The organism is Streptantibioticus rubrisoli, from assembly GCF_024436055.1.
In the GTDB taxonomy this organism is placed as follows: domain Bacteria; phylum Actinomycetota; class Actinomycetes; order Streptomycetales; family Streptomycetaceae; genus Streptantibioticus_A; species Streptantibioticus_A rubrisoli.
Genome location: NZ_JANFNH010000064.1, coordinates 1 through 17,954, shown reverse-complemented (window position 1 = coordinate 17,954; position 17,954 = coordinate 1). Strand labels below are relative to the sequence as shown.

The 17,954-nt window shown below is 72.4% G+C and carries 19 protein-coding genes and 1 riboswitch; of the genes, 15 read left to right on the top strand and 4 right to left on the bottom strand.

All coding sequences use genetic code 11. The annotated features are described in order from the left end of the window. Positions 1-121: 121 nt before the first annotated feature. On the bottom strand, positions 122-2,929 hold the full coding sequence (locus NON19_RS31205) for a helix-turn-helix transcriptional regulator (protein ID WP_255932566.1): 2,808 nt from the start codon (positions 2,927-2,929) through the stop codon (positions 122-124). 135 nt (positions 2,930-3,064) lie between these two features. Between NON19_RS31205 and NON19_RS31200 the strand changes: the two genes are divergently transcribed. The 9 genes from NON19_RS31200 to NON19_RS31160 all read left to right on the top strand — a co-directional run bounded on the left by NON19_RS31200 (position 3,065) and on the right by NON19_RS31160 (position 10,586). Then, on the top strand, positions 3,065-3,430 hold the full coding sequence (locus NON19_RS31200) for a nuclear transport factor 2 family protein (RefSeq protein ID WP_255932565.1): 366 nt from the start codon (positions 3,065-3,067) through the stop codon (positions 3,428-3,430). Positions 3,431-3,592: 162 nt separating this feature from the next. Further along, a complete protein-coding gene (locus NON19_RS31195) occupies positions 3,593-4,618 on the top strand; it encodes a rod shape-determining protein (RefSeq protein WP_255932564.1) in 1,026 nt (341 codons plus the stop codon). A 164-nt stretch (positions 4,619-4,782) separates the two neighbouring features. Continuing rightward, complete coding sequence (locus NON19_RS31190) at positions 4,783-6,063, top strand: alpha/beta hydrolase family protein (protein ID WP_255932563.1); 1,281 nt, start codon at positions 4,783-4,785, stop codon at positions 6,061-6,063. Between the two features lie 38 nt (positions 6,064-6,101). Further along, positions 6,102-7,187 (top strand): S-(hydroxymethyl)mycothiol dehydrogenase, encoded by a 1,086-nt coding sequence (locus NON19_RS31185; protein WP_255932562.1) that lies wholly within the window; start codon positions 6,102-6,104, stop codon positions 7,185-7,187. After that, positions 7,184-8,230, top strand: coding sequence for a serine hydrolase (locus NON19_RS31180; protein ID WP_255932561.1), 1,047 nt, complete (start codon positions 7,184-7,186; stop codon positions 8,228-8,230). The genes NON19_RS31185 and NON19_RS31180 overlap by 4 nt, the downstream gene beginning before the upstream one ends. Positions 8,231-8,283: 53 nt before the next feature. Next, positions 8,284-8,456: riboswitch (M-box (ykoK) riboswitch) on the top strand. Between the two features lie 352 nt (positions 8,457-8,808). Continuing rightward, positions 8,809-9,066, top strand: a complete 258-nt coding sequence (locus NON19_RS31175) for a hypothetical protein (RefSeq protein WP_255932560.1) — start codon at positions 8,809-8,811, stop codon at positions 9,064-9,066. A 55-nt stretch (positions 9,067-9,121) separates the two neighbouring features. Further along, complete coding sequence (locus NON19_RS31170; RefSeq protein WP_255932559.1) at positions 9,122-9,589, top strand: hypothetical protein; 468 nt, start codon at positions 9,122-9,124, stop codon at positions 9,587-9,589. 36 nt (positions 9,590-9,625) lie between these two features. Next, the gene (locus tag NON19_RS31165) at positions 9,626-10,132 is read left to right on the top strand and encodes a winged helix-turn-helix domain-containing protein (RefSeq protein WP_255932557.1); all 507 of its coding nucleotides are present in this window, start codon (positions 9,626-9,628) and stop codon (positions 10,130-10,132) included. Next, on the top strand, positions 10,119-10,586 hold the full coding sequence (locus tag NON19_RS31160) for a hypothetical protein (protein WP_255932556.1): 468 nt from the start codon (positions 10,119-10,121) through the stop codon (positions 10,584-10,586). The genes NON19_RS31165 and NON19_RS31160 overlap by 14 nt, the downstream gene beginning before the upstream one ends. Positions 10,587-10,773: 187 nt before the next feature. On the opposite strand, the gene NON19_RS31155 is transcribed toward NON19_RS31160, so the two are convergent. Next, positions 10,774-11,169, bottom strand: a complete 396-nt coding sequence (locus NON19_RS31155) for an MmcQ/YjbR family DNA-binding protein (protein ID WP_255932555.1) — start codon at positions 11,167-11,169, stop codon at positions 10,774-10,776. A gap of 387 nt (positions 11,170-11,556) precedes the next feature. Between NON19_RS31155 and NON19_RS31150 the strand changes: the two genes are divergently transcribed. The 4 genes from NON19_RS31150 (at position 11,557) to NON19_RS31135 (ending at position 15,022) form a co-directional block, all read left to right on the top strand. Continuing rightward, positions 11,557-12,072 (top strand): hypothetical protein, encoded by a 516-nt coding sequence (locus tag NON19_RS31150; RefSeq protein ID WP_255932554.1) that lies wholly within the window; start codon positions 11,557-11,559, stop codon positions 12,070-12,072. Positions 12,073-12,274: 202 nt separating this feature from the next. Beyond that, the gene (locus NON19_RS31145; RefSeq protein ID WP_255932553.1) at positions 12,275-13,120 is read left to right on the top strand and encodes a DUF4097 family beta strand repeat-containing protein; all 846 of its coding nucleotides are present in this window, start codon (positions 12,275-12,277) and stop codon (positions 13,118-13,120) included. Between the two features lie 61 nt (positions 13,121-13,181). Next, on the top strand, positions 13,182-14,207 hold the full coding sequence (locus tag NON19_RS31140; protein WP_255932552.1) for an ATP-binding cassette domain-containing protein: 1,026 nt from the start codon (positions 13,182-13,184) through the stop codon (positions 14,205-14,207). After that, the gene (locus tag NON19_RS31135; RefSeq protein ID WP_255932551.1) at positions 14,204-15,022 is read left to right on the top strand and encodes an ABC transporter permease; all 819 of its coding nucleotides are present in this window, start codon (positions 14,204-14,206) and stop codon (positions 15,020-15,022) included. The genes NON19_RS31140 and NON19_RS31135 overlap by 4 nt, the downstream gene beginning before the upstream one ends. Here the strand turns inward: NON19_RS31135 and NON19_RS31130 are convergent. Both NON19_RS31130 and NON19_RS31125 read right to left on the bottom strand, forming a co-directional pair. Then, positions 15,003-15,194: a hypothetical protein gene (locus NON19_RS31130; protein ID WP_255932549.1), complete on the bottom strand. Its 192-nt coding sequence runs from the start codon at positions 15,192-15,194 to the stop codon at positions 15,003-15,005. The two genes, NON19_RS31135 and NON19_RS31130, sit on opposite strands and share 20 nt — an antisense overlap. Positions 15,195-15,229: 35 nt before the next feature. Next, positions 15,230-15,991 (bottom strand): GbsR/MarR family transcriptional regulator, encoded by a 762-nt coding sequence (locus NON19_RS31125; protein WP_255932548.1) that lies wholly within the window; start codon positions 15,989-15,991, stop codon positions 15,230-15,232. A gap of 236 nt (positions 15,992-16,227) precedes the next feature. On the opposite strand from NON19_RS31125, the gene NON19_RS31120 reads away from it, so the two are divergent. Both NON19_RS31120 and NON19_RS31115 read left to right on the top strand, forming a co-directional pair. Beyond that, the gene (locus NON19_RS31120) at positions 16,228-16,893 is read left to right on the top strand and encodes a DUF4097 family beta strand repeat-containing protein (protein WP_255932546.1); all 666 of its coding nucleotides are present in this window, start codon (positions 16,228-16,230) and stop codon (positions 16,891-16,893) included. 164 nt (positions 16,894-17,057) lie between these two features. After that, a complete protein-coding gene (locus NON19_RS31115; protein ID WP_255932545.1) occupies positions 17,058-17,882 on the top strand; it encodes an alpha/beta fold hydrolase in 825 nt (274 codons plus the stop codon). Positions 17,883-17,954 lie beyond the last annotated feature (72 nt).

Genomic DNA, 17,954 nt, shown 5'->3' with positions numbered 1-17,954 from the left:
GCAGAAAACGACCGGTCGGATCCCGTCTTCCTCCATGAATTACGTCATAGGTTCGTAACAGCCGACAAACAGGGGGGTGATAGCCGAGGGACAGCGGCCCAACCGTCACCGTCGGTGAGGATCAGTCTCCCAGCTCCGCGAGCTCGCCGCGCGAGCTGACGCCCAGTTTGGGGTACGCCTTGTAGAGGTGGTAGCCGACCGTGCGCGGGCTGAGGAACAGCTGGGCGGCGATGTCGCGATTGGACAGCCCCCGTGCCGCCAACCGGACGATCTGCAGCTCCTGCGGGGTCAGCACGGCCAGCGCCCCCGGCCGACCCGCGGCACGCGGCACCGACTCCCCGGTGGCGCCCAGCTCGGTCCGCGCCCGCTGGGCCCACGGCCCGGCGCCCAGCCGCTCGAAGGTCTCGACGGCGGCCCGCAGCGGCGCCCTGGCCTCCGCCTTGCGCCGGGCGCGACGCAGCCACTCCCCGTACAGCAGCGCGGTACGGGCCTGCTCCAACGGTCGGTCAGGCCCGCCCGGTTCCCGGTACGCGGCCAGCGCCTCGGTGTAGCAGGCCTCCTGGTCAGCGGGGTTGTCGGCGAGCAGCGCCCGGCAGCGCAGCGCCAGCGCCTCGGCCCAGGGCTGCCCGGTGCGCCCGGCCCAGCGGGCGAACCGCTGCGCGCTGGCCCGGGCCCGCTCGGGGCGGCCGAGCCGTACCGCCGCCTCGACCAGGTCGGGCACCGCCCGGGTGGCCGAGACGTGATGCCGCATCGCCCCTTCGACCAGCGGCGCCAACCGGTCCAGCGCCTCCGCCGCGCGACCGGCGCCGAGGTCGAGCAGGCCGAGCGCCCACCGGGTCCACGGCTCGCCCGGCGCCATGGCCGGGTGGCCGCCGGTGCCGGTGTCGGCGAGGGCGTCATCGGCCAGTCGGCGGCAGCCCTCCTCGTCGCCCTCGACGGCCGCCAAGTAGGCCAGGAACCCAGCCAGTTGACTGGTCCACTGGCGCTGTCCGGTGTCCCGGGCGATGCGCAGCGCCTCGGTGGCGCTGGCCAGCGCGTCGCGGTGCCGTCCGTGGAACAGTTCGGCCTCGGCCAGGAAGAACAGCACGGTGGGCAGTTGCCCGAAGCCGCCGCTCGCCCGGGCACCCGCGGCCAGTGACGCGGCGAGGCGGTACGTTTCCGCGTCCCGGCCGAGGATGAGCGAGGCCCCGCACACCTGGACCACGTCCGACGGCACCCGGGCGCCGTTCGCCTCGGCGGCGGCCACCGTCTCGGCGAGCGGCGGCAGCGGCTCGGCGCGGCGGTCGAGCACCGGCGCGGTGGCGGCGACGAGGTAGCGGACCAGCGGGGTGACCGGATCGTCCACCGGGTGGACTAAGCGGCCCAGCCCGTCGAGGACCTCGGCCAGCTCGTGTTCGCCGAGGTACCAGGCGACGTGGAAGGCCTGCATCAGCATCCGGGCGGCCTGCCGCTGGTCGCTTCCGGCGGCCAGTTCGGCGCCGTCGGCCAGCAGCCGGTAGGCGCCCGGGAAGTCTCCCTGCAGGAAGCGCGCGGTGGCCCGCACATGGGCCAGCACATCGCGCAGCCCCGGCTCGCCCGGCATGACCGGGACGGCGTACAGCGGCTCGGTGAGCCGGGCGGCGGCGCGCCGCGCGAGGGACTCGGCGCGCGCCAGGTCGCCCGCCTCGATGGCCGCCTCCGCGGAGAGCGCGAGGCGGCGGGTGGCGGTGTCGGGGTCCGGGGTGAGGCGGGCGGCGCGTTCGATCGCGGCGGCGGCGGCCGCGTGGCCGCCGCGGCCGTGTGCCCGTACGGCGGCCTGTTCCAGGGCGGCCGCGACCGTCTCGTCGGGGGCCGGGGCGGCCAGCGCCAGGTGCCAGGCGCGGCGGTCGGCGGCCTCGTCGTCCGGCGACCCGGCGAGCGCGTCGGCCAGCGCACGGTGGGCGGCGAGCCGGGTGGTCAGCGGCGCCCGGCGGTAGACGGCCGCCCGCAGCAGCGGATGGCGGAAGGCGAGCGTGCGGTCCGCCTCGGCGGTGCGCACCAGGCCCGCCTCCTCGGCCGGGCGCAGATCGGGCAGTGCGGCGCCCAGCGGTTCCGCGGCGCGGCGCAGCACCTCCAGGTCGGCGCCGGGTTCCGCGGCGGCCACCAGCAGCAGGGTCTGGGTGGCCGCGGGCAGTCTGCTGACCTGGCCGTGGAAGGCCACCTGGAGCCGGTCGGTGAGCGGGATCGCGCCGGGCACCTCGGGCGCGCCCGCCGGTTCCGCGGCCAGCGCGGCGGGCAGTTCGGTGAGCGCCAGCGGGTTGCCGCGTGCCTCGGTGAGCACCCGGTGCCGTACCGGGGCGAGGAGCTGGCCGCAGCGGGCGTCCAGCAGCCGCGCCGCGGCCTGCTCGGCCAGTCCGGTGAGCCGCAGCTCGGGCAGGCCCACGGCGGCCGGGCCGCCCTCGCCGTCGCGGGCGGCCAGCAACAGCGCGACCGGCTCGGCCTGTAGTCGCCGGGCGGCCAGCAGCAGCGCGTCGGCGGAGGCGCGGTCCAGCCACTGCGCGTCGTCCACCACGCACAGCAGGGGCCGTTCCTCGGCCAGTTCGGACAGCAGCGACAGCACGGCCAGACCGGTCAGCAGCCGGTCCGTGGCGACGGGCGGCGCCAGGCCGAAGGCGCCCTCCAGGGCCTGGCGCTGCGGCCCGGGCAAGGCCGGGAGCCGGTCGAGTCCGGTGCCGAGCAGCAGGTGCAGCGCCGCGTACGGCAGCTCGGCCTCGTACTCCACACCGGCGGCGCGGATCACCCGCATGCCCGCGGCGGCGCCGGTGGCCGCGGCGTGGTCGAGCAGCGCCGTCTTGCCGATCCCCGGTTCGCCGCGCAGCACCAGGACGCCGCTCGCGCCGTCCCTGGCCTCCGCCAGGAGACGGACGAGGACCGCCCGCTCGTGCTCCCTCCCGTACAGCGTCGTCGGCATGGACGTAGAGCCTAGCGACGCCAACTGACCTACTGGCGACGGGAATACCTAAGGGCGACGGATTCCGCCGAGCGCCGTTGTCCGTACGTTTTCGACCAGCGGGAACGTCCCGCGGTCGAACAGGAGGAGATGGCCATGAGCGACATCCAGGACCTCGTCGAGCGCTACATCGCCGTGTGGAACGAGACCGACCCGGCCGCCCGGCGCGGCCAGCTGGAGGTCCTGTGGGCCGATGACGGCAGCTATGTGGACCCGCTGGCGGTCGCCGAGGGGCGGGAGGCGTTCGACGCCACCATCGCGGCGGTGCAGGCCCAGTTCCCCGGGCTGGTGTTCCGGCTGGCCGGGCCGGTGGACGCGCACCACCATCTGGCCCGGTTCACCTGGGAGTTGGGGCCGGTGGACGGTGCGGCGCTGGCCGTCGGATTCGATGTGCTGGCGGTCGCGGCGGACGGCAGGATCCAGACCGTGCACGGCTTCCTGGACAAGGTCCCGGCCGCCTGAAGCGCCGTCACCGACGGGGCGCTGGCCCCCTGACGGGCCATCTGGGCGGAACCCCCCGGACAGCTCCGCCACCTGGCGTACGACACGGCACATCTGACGCCAAATGAGCTGATTATCGGGGTACATATCTGGCGTATCAGCCAGCCAGGGGAGGAAGCGCCCATGACCGCCAGCCTCGACCAGTTGCGCCGCTGCACCGTCGCCGTGGACCTCGGCCCGTCCAGGACCAGGGTGTACCTGAAGAACACCGGCATCATCGTGGACGAGCCCAGTGTGGCCGCGGTCGACTGCCGTACCGGTTCGCTCGTCGCCGTGGGCTGCGACGCCGCGCACATGGTGGGCCGCACCCCCGAACACATCCGGGTGGTGCGGCCCGTCGTCGGCGGCACCGTCGTCAACATCGACATGGCACAGCGCATGCTGCGGGCGCTCATCGGCGACAAGCTCAGCAAGGCGTGGCGGTTCAAGCCGGTGCTGCGCGCCGCGGTGTGCGTACCGCACGGCAGTGAACCGCTCGCCCAGCGCGCCAGCGTCGAGACGCTCGCCGGTCTGGGTGCCCGCCGGGTGGAGCTGGTCGACGCGCTGATCGCCGCCGCCGTGGGCTGCGGGCTGCCCGTGGAACTGCCCGAGGCGACGATGATCGTGATGTCCGGGGCGGCGACCACCCAGGTCGCGGTGCTGTCGCTGGGCTCCATCGTGGCGTCCGAGACGATCCCGGTGGGGCGCGACGTCATGGACCGCGCGGTCATCCAACACGTGCGCAACCACCACGCGTTGATGATCCCCAACCAGGAGGTGAACCCGCTGCAACAGATGCTGGACACCGACGGCACCGCCATCCGCAGCACCGAGGTGCACGGCATGGACGCGGCCAGTGGTCTGGCCCGCTCGGTGCTGGTCGACTCCGAGAGCGTACGGCTGGCGGTGCGCACCCCGATGAACGCGGTGCTGGACGGGCTGCGTTCGGTGCTGCGCCGCTGTCCGCCGGACCTGGTGGCCGACCTGGCCGACCGGGGCATCACGCTCACCGGCGGCAGCGCGCCGATGCCGGGTCTTGACACCATGCTGCGTACGACCACCGGGATGCCGGTGCAGATCGCGGAGCACCCGGACGACTGCGCGGTGCGCGGGCTGGGCGCGATGCTGGAGGGCCGGGTGCGGCCGGTGGCGTTCGACCCGCTGCGGTGAGATCCCTAAGCGGCCCCGGGGATGCCGGGCACGTCCCCGGGGCCGCTCAGGGATCTCACGGTGAGGAAAACCCCACTCCAAGGCCGGTTGGCCGCCCCATGGTCCCGGCGCGCCCGGACCCGGAATTCTGGCCGGGACTTCGCACCGCGACCAGGGGGAACCCCATGACCACGCCCACCACCCGCAGGCCGCTGTGGCGGCGCGCCGGGCTGCTGCTCGGCGCCGCACTGGCCGCCACCGCCCTCACCGCACCCGCCGCGACCGCCGCGCCGAACCCCCTGACGCTGCCCGCCCCCACCGGCACGCACCAGGTCGGCACGGTCTCCCTGCATCTGGTCGTCCCGGCCCGGCGGGACCCCTGGAACGCCTCCCGGCCGCACCGCGAGCTGATGGTGAGCGTCCGCTACCCGGCGCGGGACGCCGACCGGTATCCGCTGGCACCGCAGATGCTGCCCGGGGAGGCGGCCGGGTTCGACGCGCTCAACAACTTCGAGGGAATCCCCAAGGGCCAGGTCGACTGGGCGGCCACCCGCTCACACGCACACGAGGGCGCACCGGTCGACCGGCGCGGCGGCCGACTGCCGGTGGTCCTCTACGAACCCGGGACACTGGATCCGCGTTCGCTGGGCACCACCCTCGCGGACGACCTCGCCTCGCACGGCTTCGTCGTGGTCACCGTCGACCACACCTATGACGCCTCCGCCGTGCAGTTCCCCGGCGGCGGCGTCGAACGCTCCGTGCTGCCGCAGGAATTCGCCGCCACCAAGGGTGAACCGGCCGCGATCATCGCCTTGTTGAAGAAGGTGATGGCGGTGAACATCGCCGACACCCGGTTCGTACTGGACCAGGTGGACGCCCTGGCCGCCGGGCGCGATCCGGACGCCGAGCACCGCGCGCTGCCCAGGAGCCTCGCGGGCGCCCTCGATCCGCACCGCATCGGCATGTTCGGCCAGTCCTCCGGCGGCATGGCGGCGCTGGAGACGATGCACGAGGACCCGCGCATCACGGCGGGCGCGGACCTGGACGGGGTGCTCGCCTACGAGCAGGACGACCACACCCCGGGCAATCCCTTCCCGGTGGCCACGGCCGGGCTGAAGCGGCCGTTCCTGCTGATGGGCAAGGACGGCAACGACCACCACACGGTGCCGTCCTGGGGGCGGTTGTGGCACAACAGCCCCGGCTGGCACCGCGACCTGACGCTGCGCGGCGGTGAGCACGCCTCGTTCACCGACGCCGAGTCGCTGCTTCCCCAGGTCGCCGACGAGCTGGGGCTGCCCACGAGCACCGTGCGCAAGAACATCGGCACCGCGGACCCCGGCCAGGCGGTGGCGGCCGAAAGGGCCTACCTCACCGCGTTCTTCGACGAGTGGCTGCGCGGCGGCAGCGGCGGTGGCTTGTTCAACGGCCCGTCCCCGCGCTTCCCCGTGATCGATTACGTACGCTGACGGCAACGACGGGTATCGGGCAGCGTAAGGGGAGCCGCATGGCACAGCGGGTACGTGGTGTGATCGCCCCGGGCAGGGGCGAACCGGTGCGGATCGAGACGGTCGTCGTGCCGGATCCGGGCCCCGGCGAGGCGGTGGTACGGGTCCAGGCCTGCGGGGTCTGCCACACCGACCTGCACTACCGCGAGGGCGGCATCACCGACGAGTTCCCCTTCCTGCTCGGCCATGAGGCGGCGGGCGTGGTGGAGTCGGTGGGCGAGGGCGTCACCGACGTCGCGCCCGGTGACTTCGTGATCCTCAACTGGCGTGCGGTGTGCGGCCAGTGCCGGGCCTGTCGGCGCGGTCGGCCCTGGTACTGCTTCAACACCCACAACGCCCGGCAGAAGATGACCCTGGAGGACGGCACCGAGTTGTCCGCCGCGCTGGGTATCGGGGCGTTCGCCGACAAGACGCTGGTGGCGGCCGGGCAGTGCACCAAGGTCGACCCGGCCGCCTCCCCGGCCGCCGCCGGGCTGCTCGGCTGCGGGGTGATGGCCGGGCTCGGCGCGGCCGTCAACACCGGCGGGGTCACCCGGGGCGACTCGGTGGCCGTCATCGGCTGCGGCGGCGTGGGCAACGCGGCCGTCATGGGTGCCCGGCTGGCCGGTGCGGCCAAGGTGATCGCCGTCGACATCGACGACACCAAACTCGCCGCCGCCCGGCGCCTGGGCGCCACGCACACCGTCAACTCGCGCCAGCAGGACCCCGTCGAGGCCATCCGCGAACTGACCGACGGAAACGGCGCCGACGTGGTGATCGAGGCGGTCGGCCGCCCGGAGACCTACCAACAGGCCTTCTACGCCCGTGACTTGGCGGGCACCGTCGTACTGGTCGGCGTGCCCACTCCCGAGATGAAACTGGAACTTCCGCTGCTGGACGTGTTCGGCCGCGGCGGCGCGCTCAAGTCCTCCTGGTACGGCGACTGTCTGCCGTCCCGTGACTTCCCGATGCTGATCGACCTCTACCTGCAGGGGCGGCTGGATCTGGACGCGTTCGTCTCGGAGACGATCGCGCTGGACGGTGTCGAGGCGGCGTTCGACAAGATGGCGAAGGGTGAGGTGCTGCGCTCGGTCGTCCTGCTGTGAGCCCGTCCATACCCTGGCTGCTGCTCGCCTTCGCCGCACTCGTGTCGCAGACCGGGCGCTGGTGGCGCGGACGGTCACGGCGTCCCGTCCCGGACGACCCGGCGGGCTTCGCCGCGTTCCTCCGCGAGCGCGGCGAGCACGCGGGCGTCCTGCTCGCCCGCAAGGACGGCGACGGCCGGTGGACGGTGCGCGCCGAACGCAACGCGGACGCCAAGTTCCCGCTGGCCTCGGTGCGCAAGGTGCTGGTCCTGTGCGCGGTCTCGGAGGCGGTGCACGAGGGCCGGATCGATCCGGAGGAACGTGTTCCGCTTGATGCGATCCGCCGGTTCCGGCTGCCGGGCACGGACGGCGGCGCCTACCGGCACGCGTACGTCAACACCCCACCGGATGCGCTGGTCAGTCTGCGCGACTGCGCCGACGCGATGATCAGCGCCTCCTGCAACGCCTCCACCGACTACCTGCTGCGCCGGGTCGGGGGCAGCCCGGCGGTCACCGAGCTCGCCCGGCGGCACTGGATGGTCGAGCAGGACCCGGTGCCCTCCCTGTACGGGGAGTTCCTCGCCACCTCGCCGCCCTACGTCCTGCGCACGCTGCGTCTTCCGGCCGCCGAACTGGCCGCACACTACGAGAGGCTGGCCGAGCATCCGCGGCGCTGGCACCGGGTGCTGCCGTTCCTGCCCTCCGCGGGACTGGGGCCGCGGGCGCTGCGCCGCACCTGCGCCGGTACGCCCCGGGAGTGGGTCGGCCTGTTCCAGGCCGTTCTGGACAGCCCGCTCGAGGGCGCGCCGCTGTCGTTCGCCCGGTCCGTGCTGAGCTGGCCGATGCGCGAGGTTCCGGGCAACGCCGAGCTGTACCAGGACGTCCTGGTCAAGGGCGGCAGCCTGCCCGGCATCCGGAACCGGGTCTACGCCGTGCGGCCGCTCGACGGCCAGCCCGCGGTGATGGCCTGCTTCCTCAAGGACCTCAACCCCGCGCACCAGCGGTCACTGGGGGCCACACCGGTCTGGAACTCCTACATGGTGCGCGCCTTGACGCGCTCCTGACGCTACTTGCGTCGATACGCAACTAGCTGCTTATACTGCCGGTGGTTCCACAGGAGGCACCTCGTTCGGTGAGGCGTCTTCACGGACACAGGCCACTGATCCCACCCGTCGAGAGACGCTCCGGATCAGGACAGGTCTCCCCGAGTTAAGGGGTGACCCCAAGTGGCTGCCCCCACCAGGGGACTACGCCGTGAAGTGCCAAAGCTCTGACGAGTTGGGGTGAGCCGGTCGGTCGTACGGGCCGGTCCGCTCCTGCCGAGTCGATGATGACGCGTGCGATGCGCGGCCCCGGCCGGAAGGAGGCGACAGACATGGATCCCAGTAGCAGTACGTCGAACGGCGCGAGCACTCCGGGCCACAGTCAGCCGCACACCCGGCTCGCTCCGTGCGCCTACTCGCCGTGTCCGGTGTCGCGCTCCGAGCGCTCCGCCGCTGACCGCTAGCGCCCTTCGCCGACCGCCGCTGCCGCCGTCGCGGTTTCCGAACCGCCCCGCGACACCAGCACGTTGACCGACCCCCCCCCGCGTGCCGCGGGAGCGCTGTCGTGCCCCCGTGACCCCTTCCTGGAGGTGACCTCCATGCCCGTACTGACCCTTCGCCGTACCCCCACCGTCCGCCTCGCGCTGTCCGACGGCGTGGAGCGCGACTACCTGCTCGACACCCCCGCCTCCTCCCCCGCCACCGGACTCGGCGGCCCGGTCTACGACCGGCTGGTGCACGCCGCGTACGTACTCGCCCGCCAGGGCTACGACGCCCACTGGCTGACCCGGTTCGCCCAACTGCCGTTCACAGCCGCCCACCGCATCACCGAAGCGGCGGCACACGCCTCCCGCTGAACCCGCTTCCCCTCCTCTTCCAATCTCCCCGAATTCCTCGGGAGGTGTCATCAGCATGACCACGACCATCACCACCGCCCGCTTCCCGCGTTCCGCGGCGACCGCCCGCCTGCGCCGCTTCCTCTCCGACGCGATCCACCGGATCGCCGACGCCCCGCTGCACAGCCCGGTCGTCACCGCGCTCCGGCCGACCGCGCGCGCCGCCACCCTGCCGCACGGCAACTGCCAACGAGCCGTCGTCACCGTGTACTTGACGTGCGACGGCCGCCAGGAGCGCCGGGTCCGGGCGCTGTTGAGCGATGCCCTCACCACCTCGGGCCTGCGCTACGAGGGCATCAATGCCCAACGGATAGGCGACACCGTCGAGTTCGAGGCCGCGGTCACCGTGCACGGCGCGCCCTCCCGGGCCGTCAAGCCCCTGCTCTCCCGGCTGTTCCTGCAGCCTGGCGTCCACGACGTGCGCTGGACGGCGGTGGACGCCCGGCCCCCGTCGCCCCGCGGCCCGCACGCCGTAGCCGCCTGAACCATCCCGCCAGCCCCAGGGCCCCAAGGAGCACCGATGCCCGTCCGCTACCCCCGAGCCCACCGCCATGCCGTCTTCATACCGCCGCTCCGGGAGATCCCCGCGACCGAGGCGCCCAGGGCCGTCCCGTCGGCCCAGGCCGTCACCGCGCCCGAAGCCCCCAGAGCCGTCCCGTCGGCCCAGGCCGTCACCGTCCCCGAGGTGTCCTCGGCCCCCGGCCTGACCGTCGACACCGAGCGCCGGGTGGCCTCGATCGACGGCCGGGTGCTGAAGCTGACGTATCTGGAGTTCGAACTCCTCGCCCATCTGGTCGCGCACCCCCGACGGGTGCACAGCCGGGACCAGTTGATCGCCGCGGTGTGGAACCAGCCCGCGGTCGGCGGCACCCGTACCGTCGATGTGCACATCGCCCGCCTCCGCGGCAAACTCGGCGCGGCGCACCGGCAGTTGATCTCCACCGTGCGCCAGGTCGGCTACCGCTACACGCCCGCCCCCGCTTCTCCGCTTCCCCGTGCGACGATGGACGGCCGTGACCGCGCATGAGGGCGTTGGGTTTCCGGGCATCACCAAGGTGACGGGGTTTCGGGCCGGGATGGTGGTGGCCGGAATGACGCTGATGACGCTGGCCCTCCTACCGCGCCCGGAAGGCCTTCCGGCGGCCGGGGTGTTCGCGGTCGCCGCGGTGGCGTGCGCGGCCGTGGTCGCGGTCGCCCTGGTCGGCGCCGTGCGACGGCGTCGGCGCTGCACGGTCCGGGCGTTCGATCCGGCGCTGGTCGTGCCAGAGGAACCGTGGTTCCCGGCCACGGCGTTGACCGGCTTCCCCGCGGACGCCCTGGACGCCACGCTCACCGGACCCGACGCTCCGAGTCTCGACCGCCTCCATGTCGCCTGGGTGTTCGCCACCCAGGGCTACGACGCACCGTGGATCGCCCGCCACTTCGACCTGCGGTTGTCGGTCGCACGGATGCTGGAGGACGCGGCGCGCGAGGATCGGTGAGCGGTACCGGCCCTGGTGCCAGGGCCTGTTCGACGGTGCGGGTTGGCCGCCCGCGCCGGTGGCCGGGCGTGCCCGGTGGCGCCCCGGGCACGGGGTCGCCGGTGGGCGCCAGCTCCACGGGGTGGGCGGTGGGCGACGGGGGGTCGGCCGAGGTGCGGGGCTTCCAGGGCGTTCGGGGCGTCCGGGGCTATGAAGGCAACTGCGGACGGCAGGCGTCCAGGCGTGCGGCGAGCCGCTTCGGGGCGATCGTCCGGTAGCTGTCCTCGATCCACTCGCAGAGCACTTCCACCGGCGGGATGCCCTCGCGGATGGGCACGGTCACCCAACCGGACTTGCCGAGTCCGTATCCGGCGGGCTCAGCACCGGGCGCGGCCAGCGCATCGGCGTGCACATCCTGGTCCGTGAGCTTGAGCGTGAAGCGGAGTCGGTCCTCGTCCTCGTCGGGGCCGAGGAAGACGAAGACCTTCTTGTTCACCTTGGCGACCGAGCCGCCCCACGGAAACTCCTCCCGCGCCTCCGGCAACGACAGCGCGTACTCGCGCACCGCCTCCCGCACCCTGCCCGCGTCGAACACCGCACCCATCCCGACCTCCCACCACCGGATCCGTCCCGGCCGATGCTAGGCGCTCCGTTGGGGGTGCGGGGATGTGCCGTCGATCATCTGCGACGCCGTTGTGGCTGGTCGCGTCCACGCGGCGGAGCCGCACATGAACACAGTCCCGCGCCCCTTCGGGCCACCACCCGGCACCACATGACGCCACCTGGCGCCACATGACACCAGGTGGCACCGACCGGCACCACCCCACACGTCCAGAAGTGCAGCGGTGCGCACGGCACCCCGGCGATTCGAGGCCAAACCCTCGGCGTTTCCGCAGATAGAGAGGCGCGTTAGAGCTGACTTAGCCCCTGGCGCTCACACGGTGCCATCCAGCACTTGCACATGGCGCCACGATGGTGCCATGATGACGCCATGGACCTCACCCCGTATGTCGACACCCTCCGCCGTGAACTCGCGGTGGCCGCCGAAGCTGGCGGGGAAGATGCTCGCGAGCTGGCCGAGAGGCTCACCGCTCCCCTGGAGTCGGCGACCCGGCTGACCATGCTCAACGTGCTCTCCGCCGCGATGGACGAGATCACCCGCGAACTCGCCCCCGGCTCGGTCGACGTACGGCTGCGCGGGCTGGACCCCGACTTCGTGGTGACGCTTCCGCCCGCCGACGGCGGTGCCGTGGAGCCGGTCGAGCCCGCCGAACCGCTCACGACCCCGGCCCCGGCCGACGGCGAGGAGGGCGGCACCGCCCGCGTCAATCTGCGGCTACCGGCACACCTCAAGGCCCGCGCCGAGGAAGCCGCGAGCCGCGCGGGCCTGTCGGTGAACGCCTGGTTGGTACGCGCCGTGTCAGCCGCCGTCGAGGGCGGCACGCGGCCGCGTACGGCGGAGAAGACCCAGACCATCGCACAGAGCTTCACGGGCTGGGTGCGCTAAGCGCTCCGCTCGGAGTGCGGGGGCCATATGCCGTCGATCGTCTGCGGCGCCGCTGTGGCTGGTCGCGCCCACGCGGCGGAGCCGCACATGAACACAGCCCCGCGCCCCTTCACCGCCCGCACCGCTTCACCCGCACACCGCTTCACCCACACCACGTCCCACCAGCGGGGACGCCCCAAGGACTCATGAGGACGGTACAGCCATGCCTTCTTTCGACACTCCCGAACCGATCTCGGCCACGGCCCACGTGGAGGCCGGTTCCCTCCGCCTTACCGCGGGCGACCGCCTCGACACCGTCGTCGAGGTGCGGCCCCGCGACCCGAAGAAGGACCTGGACGTGCGGGCGGCCGACCAGACCGAGGTCACCTACGCGGGCGGCGCCCTGACCATCAGGACGCCCAAGCCGCGCTACCGCCTCGGGCGCACCGGCACCGTCGATGTGACGGTCGAACTGCCCACCGGCTCGCGCGTCGACATGACCGGCGCCTGGGCCCAACTGCTCGGTGAGGGGCGGCTCGGCGAGGTCCGCGTGAAGACCACGGCTGGCGACGTCCGCCTCGATGCGACCGGCCCGCTGCAGCTGACCGCCTCCCACGGCTCGATCACCGTGGACCGCGTCGAGGGCATGGCCGAGATCACCACCAGCTCCGGCAGCCTGCGCGTCGGCACCGTCGACGGCCCCGCCGTCCTGAAGAACTCGCACGGCACCACGACCGTCGGCGCCGCGACCGGCGAGCTGCGGGTGAGCGGCGCCAACGGCGACATCGACATCGCCCGCGCCGAGGACTCGGTCACCGCCACCACCGCCCACGGCACCCTGCGCGTCGGCGAAGTGGCCCGTGGCACCGTCCAGTTGGAGACCTCCTACGGCGCCATCGAGGTCGGCGTCCGCCACGGCACGGCCGCCTGGCTCGACGTCAGTTCGGGATCCGGCCAGGTACGCAACACGCTCACCGCCTCCGAGGCCCCGGAGCAGACCGAGGACACCGTCAGGATCCGCGCCCGCACCCGGTACGGAAACATCGACATCCTCCGCGCCAAGGCCTGAGCACCGGTCCCGCGAACTCACCCCACTCCCCAGTCACTTCAGCCTTCGAACGGGAGGGCTCATGCCTTCATCTGTCATGCTCACGTCCAGCCGAGCCAGCGGTCCGCAGTCGCCCGCCGCCGTCTCCACTGTCGGTCTGCGCAAGTCGTACGGCGACAAGACCGTGCTCGACGGCATCGATCTGCGCATCCCGGCCGGGTCCGTGTTCGCGCTGCTCGGCCCCAACGGCGCGGGCAAGACCACCACCGTGCAGATCCTGTCCACACTCATCACCGCCGACGGCGGGCAGGCCCAGGTCGCGGGCCACGACGTCGCCACGTCCCCGGACGGGGTGCGCGCCGCGATCGGCGTCACCGGCCAGTTCTCCGCCGTCGACGGGCTGATCACCGGCGAGGAGAACATGCTCCTCATGGCGGACCTGCACCACCTGTCCAAGCGCGAGGGGCGGCGGGTCACCGCCGAGCTGCTGGAGCGGTTCGACCTCGTCGACGCCGCCAGGAAGCCCGCCCAGAGCTACTCCGGCGGCATGAAGCGCCGCCTCGACATCGCCATGACCCTCGTCGGCAACCCGCGGATCATCTTCCTCGACGAGCCGACCACCGGCCTCGACCCGCGCAGCCGCCACAACATGTGGCAGATCATCCGCGAACTCGTCTCCGACGGCGTCACCGTCTTCCTCACCACCCAGTACCTGGAGGAGGCCGACGAACTCGCCGACCGCATCGCGGTGCTGAACAACGGCAAGATCGCCGCCGAGGGCACCGCCGATGAGCTGAAGCGGCTGATCCCCGGCGGGCACATCCGGCTGCGCTTCTCCGATCCGTCGGCGTACCAGAGCGCCGCCCTGGCGCTGCGCGAGGTCACCCGGGACGACGAGGCGCTGGCGCTGCAGATCCCCAGCGACGGCAGCCAGCGAGAGCTGCGCTCCATCCTCGACTGGCTGGACTCCGCCGGTATCGAGGCGGACGAGCTGACCGTGCACACCCCCGACCTCGACGACGTGTTCTTCGCCCTGACCGCCGCCACCGTGCCGAACCAGCCCACCCAGCCCAAGCAGACCAACCAGCCCAAGGAGACTGCGCGATGAGCTCCCCCCTGGCTCCCGCCCGCCCGACCCGGATCTCCCTCGCCGTGCGCGACTCGTCGACGATGCTGCGGCGGAACCTGCTGCACGCGCGGCGCTACCCGTCCATGACGCTCAACCTGCTGCTCACACCGGTCATGCTGCTGTTGCTCTTCGTCTACATCTTCGGCGACGTGATGAGCGCGGGCATCGGGCACGGCGGGGCGGACCGGTCCGAGTACCTCGCGTACATCGTCCCGGGCATCCTGTTGCTGACCATCGGCGGCACCACGATCGGCAGCGCGGTGTCCGTCGCCACGGACATGAACGAGGGCATCATCGCCCGCTTCCGCATGATGGCGATCCACCGCGGCTCGGTGCTCATCGGACACGTCATCGGCAGCGTGCTGCAGTGCGTGATGAGCGTGGTCCTCGTCGGGGCCGTCGCGGTGGCCATCGGGTTCCGGGCCACGCATGCCACCGCCGTGGACTGGCTCTTGGCGGTGGGGCTGTTGGCGCTCGTCGCCCTGGCGCTCACCTGGATCGCGGTCGGGATGGGCCTGTCCAGCCCGAACGCCGAGGCGGCCAGCAACAACGCGCTGCCGCTGATGGTCCTACCGCTGCTGTCCAGCGCCTTCGTGCCGGTCCACGCGATGCCGGGCTGGTTCCAGCCGATCGCCAAGTACCAGCCGTTCACCCCGGCCATCGAGACGCTGCGCGGGCTGCTGCTGGGCACCGGGATCGGCGACAACGGGTGGCTGGCAGTCGGCTGGTGCCTGGGGCTGGCCGTGCTCGGCTACTTCTGGTCCAAGTCACTGTTCACCCGCGACCCGAAGTAGCGACCAGCAACTCACGGGCCGCGGCCCGCACCTCGCCCCACTCCAGGGCGGCGCACTCCGACCCCACGTCGGCGTACGCCGCCCACCGGCGTTTCCCCATACCTGCCGCGCCCGCGCCGCCGATCTCGCCGATCTCGCTGACCTCCCGGGCCTGAACTCGCGCCGCGCCCACAGAGCGCGACGGTGTCGCCGCCGTCGCCGTCGCCGCTACGGGGCCGGAACGGCGGGCGGTGCGGGCTGGTCCGTGGTCGGCGTTTCGGGTCTGGTGTAGAGGATCTCGCGGGCCTGCTCCGCGGCGCGGATGAGGCTCTCGGAGACGAAGTCGAGGAAGCGGGCGACGTTCTCAAGGCGGGTGGCGGCCGGGGTGCCGGGACCGAGGACGCCGACGCCCTGCCGTGCGGTTTCGACGACCTGGTCGTTGGATCGGGCACTGCGGATCATCGACTGGTACCAGAGGTCGTCGTCAACGAAGTAGCGCTCGCGGCGCCGTTCGTCGCGTTCCCGGCGAACCAGGTCCATGTCCGCGAGGAACGTGATCGCTTTGGAGATGGACGCCGGGCTGACCTGGAGGCGCTGGGCGAGTTCGGAGGCGGTGAGGCTGCCCGCGTCGGTGACGTAGAGGCAGGCCAGCACTCGGGCCGTCATCTTGGGCAGGCCCGACACCATGAAGACGGTGGTGAGCCTCTCCTGGTACTCGGCCACCGCCTCGGCGTCGCGTCCGTGGGGCTGTGGGGCTGCCTCCGGTCCTCGGGATGAGGCGGCGGGCCTGCGTCGGTGAGCGCGGCGTTCGGTGGCGCGGTGGGCCAGGTCGGCACGGTAGGCGGTGGGACCGCCGTTGCGCATCACCTCGCGCGTGACCGTCGAGGTCGGCCGGTCGAGGCGTCGGGCGATCTCGGCGTACGGGAGGCCGTCGGCCAGCCCCAGCGCGATCTGCTGGCGTTCCTGCTGGGTGAGCCTGCCTCCCGGCATCGCAATCTCCTCGGTGGTCTTTTGTGGTGGCCCCTGACGCCCTCACCATAGCGTTCACCTCTCACCCATTGCAACGATCGAGAGGCTTCGTTGCGTTACTCGCCAGCCCATTGCAACAGTTTTACTACTCTCACCTGGCTTTATTCCAATTTCATGCAACAGGCGCGTTGCCGGAACCCAGAAAGCAACGTAGCGTTTCTGACGTCAGAAACGACCGACGAGCACAGGAGAGCACGATGCAGAAGTTCGACACCCCCGCCCCGATCCGCGTCGTCCTGGACATCCCGGCTGGACGCATCCAGTTGATCGCCGCCGACCGCGCCGACACCGCCGTCGAGGTCCTGCCCGCCAACCCCTCCAAGAGCCGCGACATCAAGGCCGCCGAGCAGACCGCCGTCGCCTACGCCGACGGCGTCCTGCGGATCAGCACCTCCGAGCCCAAGAACCAGATCCTCGGCCCCTCCGGATCCCTGGAGGTCACCGTCAAGCTGCCCGTCGGCTCCCGCATCGAGGCCAGGACCGCCAGTTGCGAACTCCGCGGCGTCGGCCGCCTCGGCGACATCGTCTTCGAAGGCGCGTACCGGCAGATCAAGATCGACGAGGCCGCGAGCGTCCGCCTCACCGCGGTCGACGGCGACATCGAGGTCGGCAGGCTGGGCGGCCCCGCGGAGATCAGCACCGCAAGGGGCGACATCCGGATCACCGAGGCCGTGGGCGGCATGGTCGTGCTCAGCACCCAGTCCGGCGACATCTCGATCGGCGCCGCCGCCGGAGTCTCGGCCGCCCTGGACGCCAGCACCGGCCACGGCCGCATCAGCAACGCCCTCAAGAACAACGGCACCGCCGACCTCGACATCCGCGCCACCACCTCCTACGGCGACATCACCGCCCGCAGCCTCTGAACAAGCCGAACCAGGACGGACGGCCGGGCCCACCACGACCGGTTCCACGACCGGTTCCTGCCGGGGCGTCGCCAACGACCCGGCCGTCCGTCCCCGCGGGCCCGCGATCCACGCGCGGCCCTGGAGAAGTCGTACAAGCCACCTCACGCGACCAGGGGGACCCCATGACGAAGAACAGCACTTCCTCGACCAATCCCACATGGACCGGCATGGTCCCGGTCGACGACACGGCCCTGGCCGTCACCGACACCGGCGGCCCCGGCGTTGCCGTGGTCTACCTCAACGGCCAGTTCGCCACGCAGGGCTACTGGCGGCGGGTCATCGCCGAACTGGGGCCCGGGTGGCGGCACATCACCTACGACGAGCGGGCCCGCGGCAAGAAGTCAAAGCGTTCGGCGGACTATTCCTTCGAGGCCGCCGTCCGGGACGTCGATGCCGTTCTCGCGGCCAGAGGTGTGGACCGGGCGCTCCTGGTGGGCTGGTCCTATGGCGCGGTCGTCGCCGCACACTGGGCCAACCGGAATCCGGAGCGTGCCTTGGGCGCGGTCCTGGTCGACGGCGCGTTCCCGTACGACTGGCTCGACGAGGCCATGGAGCAGCGGATCCGGAAGCTGTTCCGGCGGATGGGCTGGTTCGCGCCGCTGCTGCGCCCGACGGGCCTGACCCCGCGAATGACCCCCGAACAGCAGGCGAACAGCAACATCGAGCTCGGCAGGCTCTCCCGCGAGCGCGAGTTGGGCCCCGTGCTGGACGACATCACCGTCCCGGTGCGGTATGTGGTTGCGTCGGGGACGTCCCTCGGGAGCCGCGGCGATGAGCAGGAACGGATACGTGCCAGCCTCGACGCGGTGACCGCCCGCAACGCGAACATCCGAATCAGCGCGAAGACCGCCAGCAACCACGGTGCGATCCTGCGCAAGGACTTCCCGGCCATCGCCGAGGCCGTACGCGAAGCCGCCGCGTCCGACCACGGTCAGGAGGCCCGCTGACTACTGGCCGTTCCGATCCGCCTCACGGGCCAGACAGGCGCGGGGGGGGGGGGGGGGGGCGGGCGCCCCCCC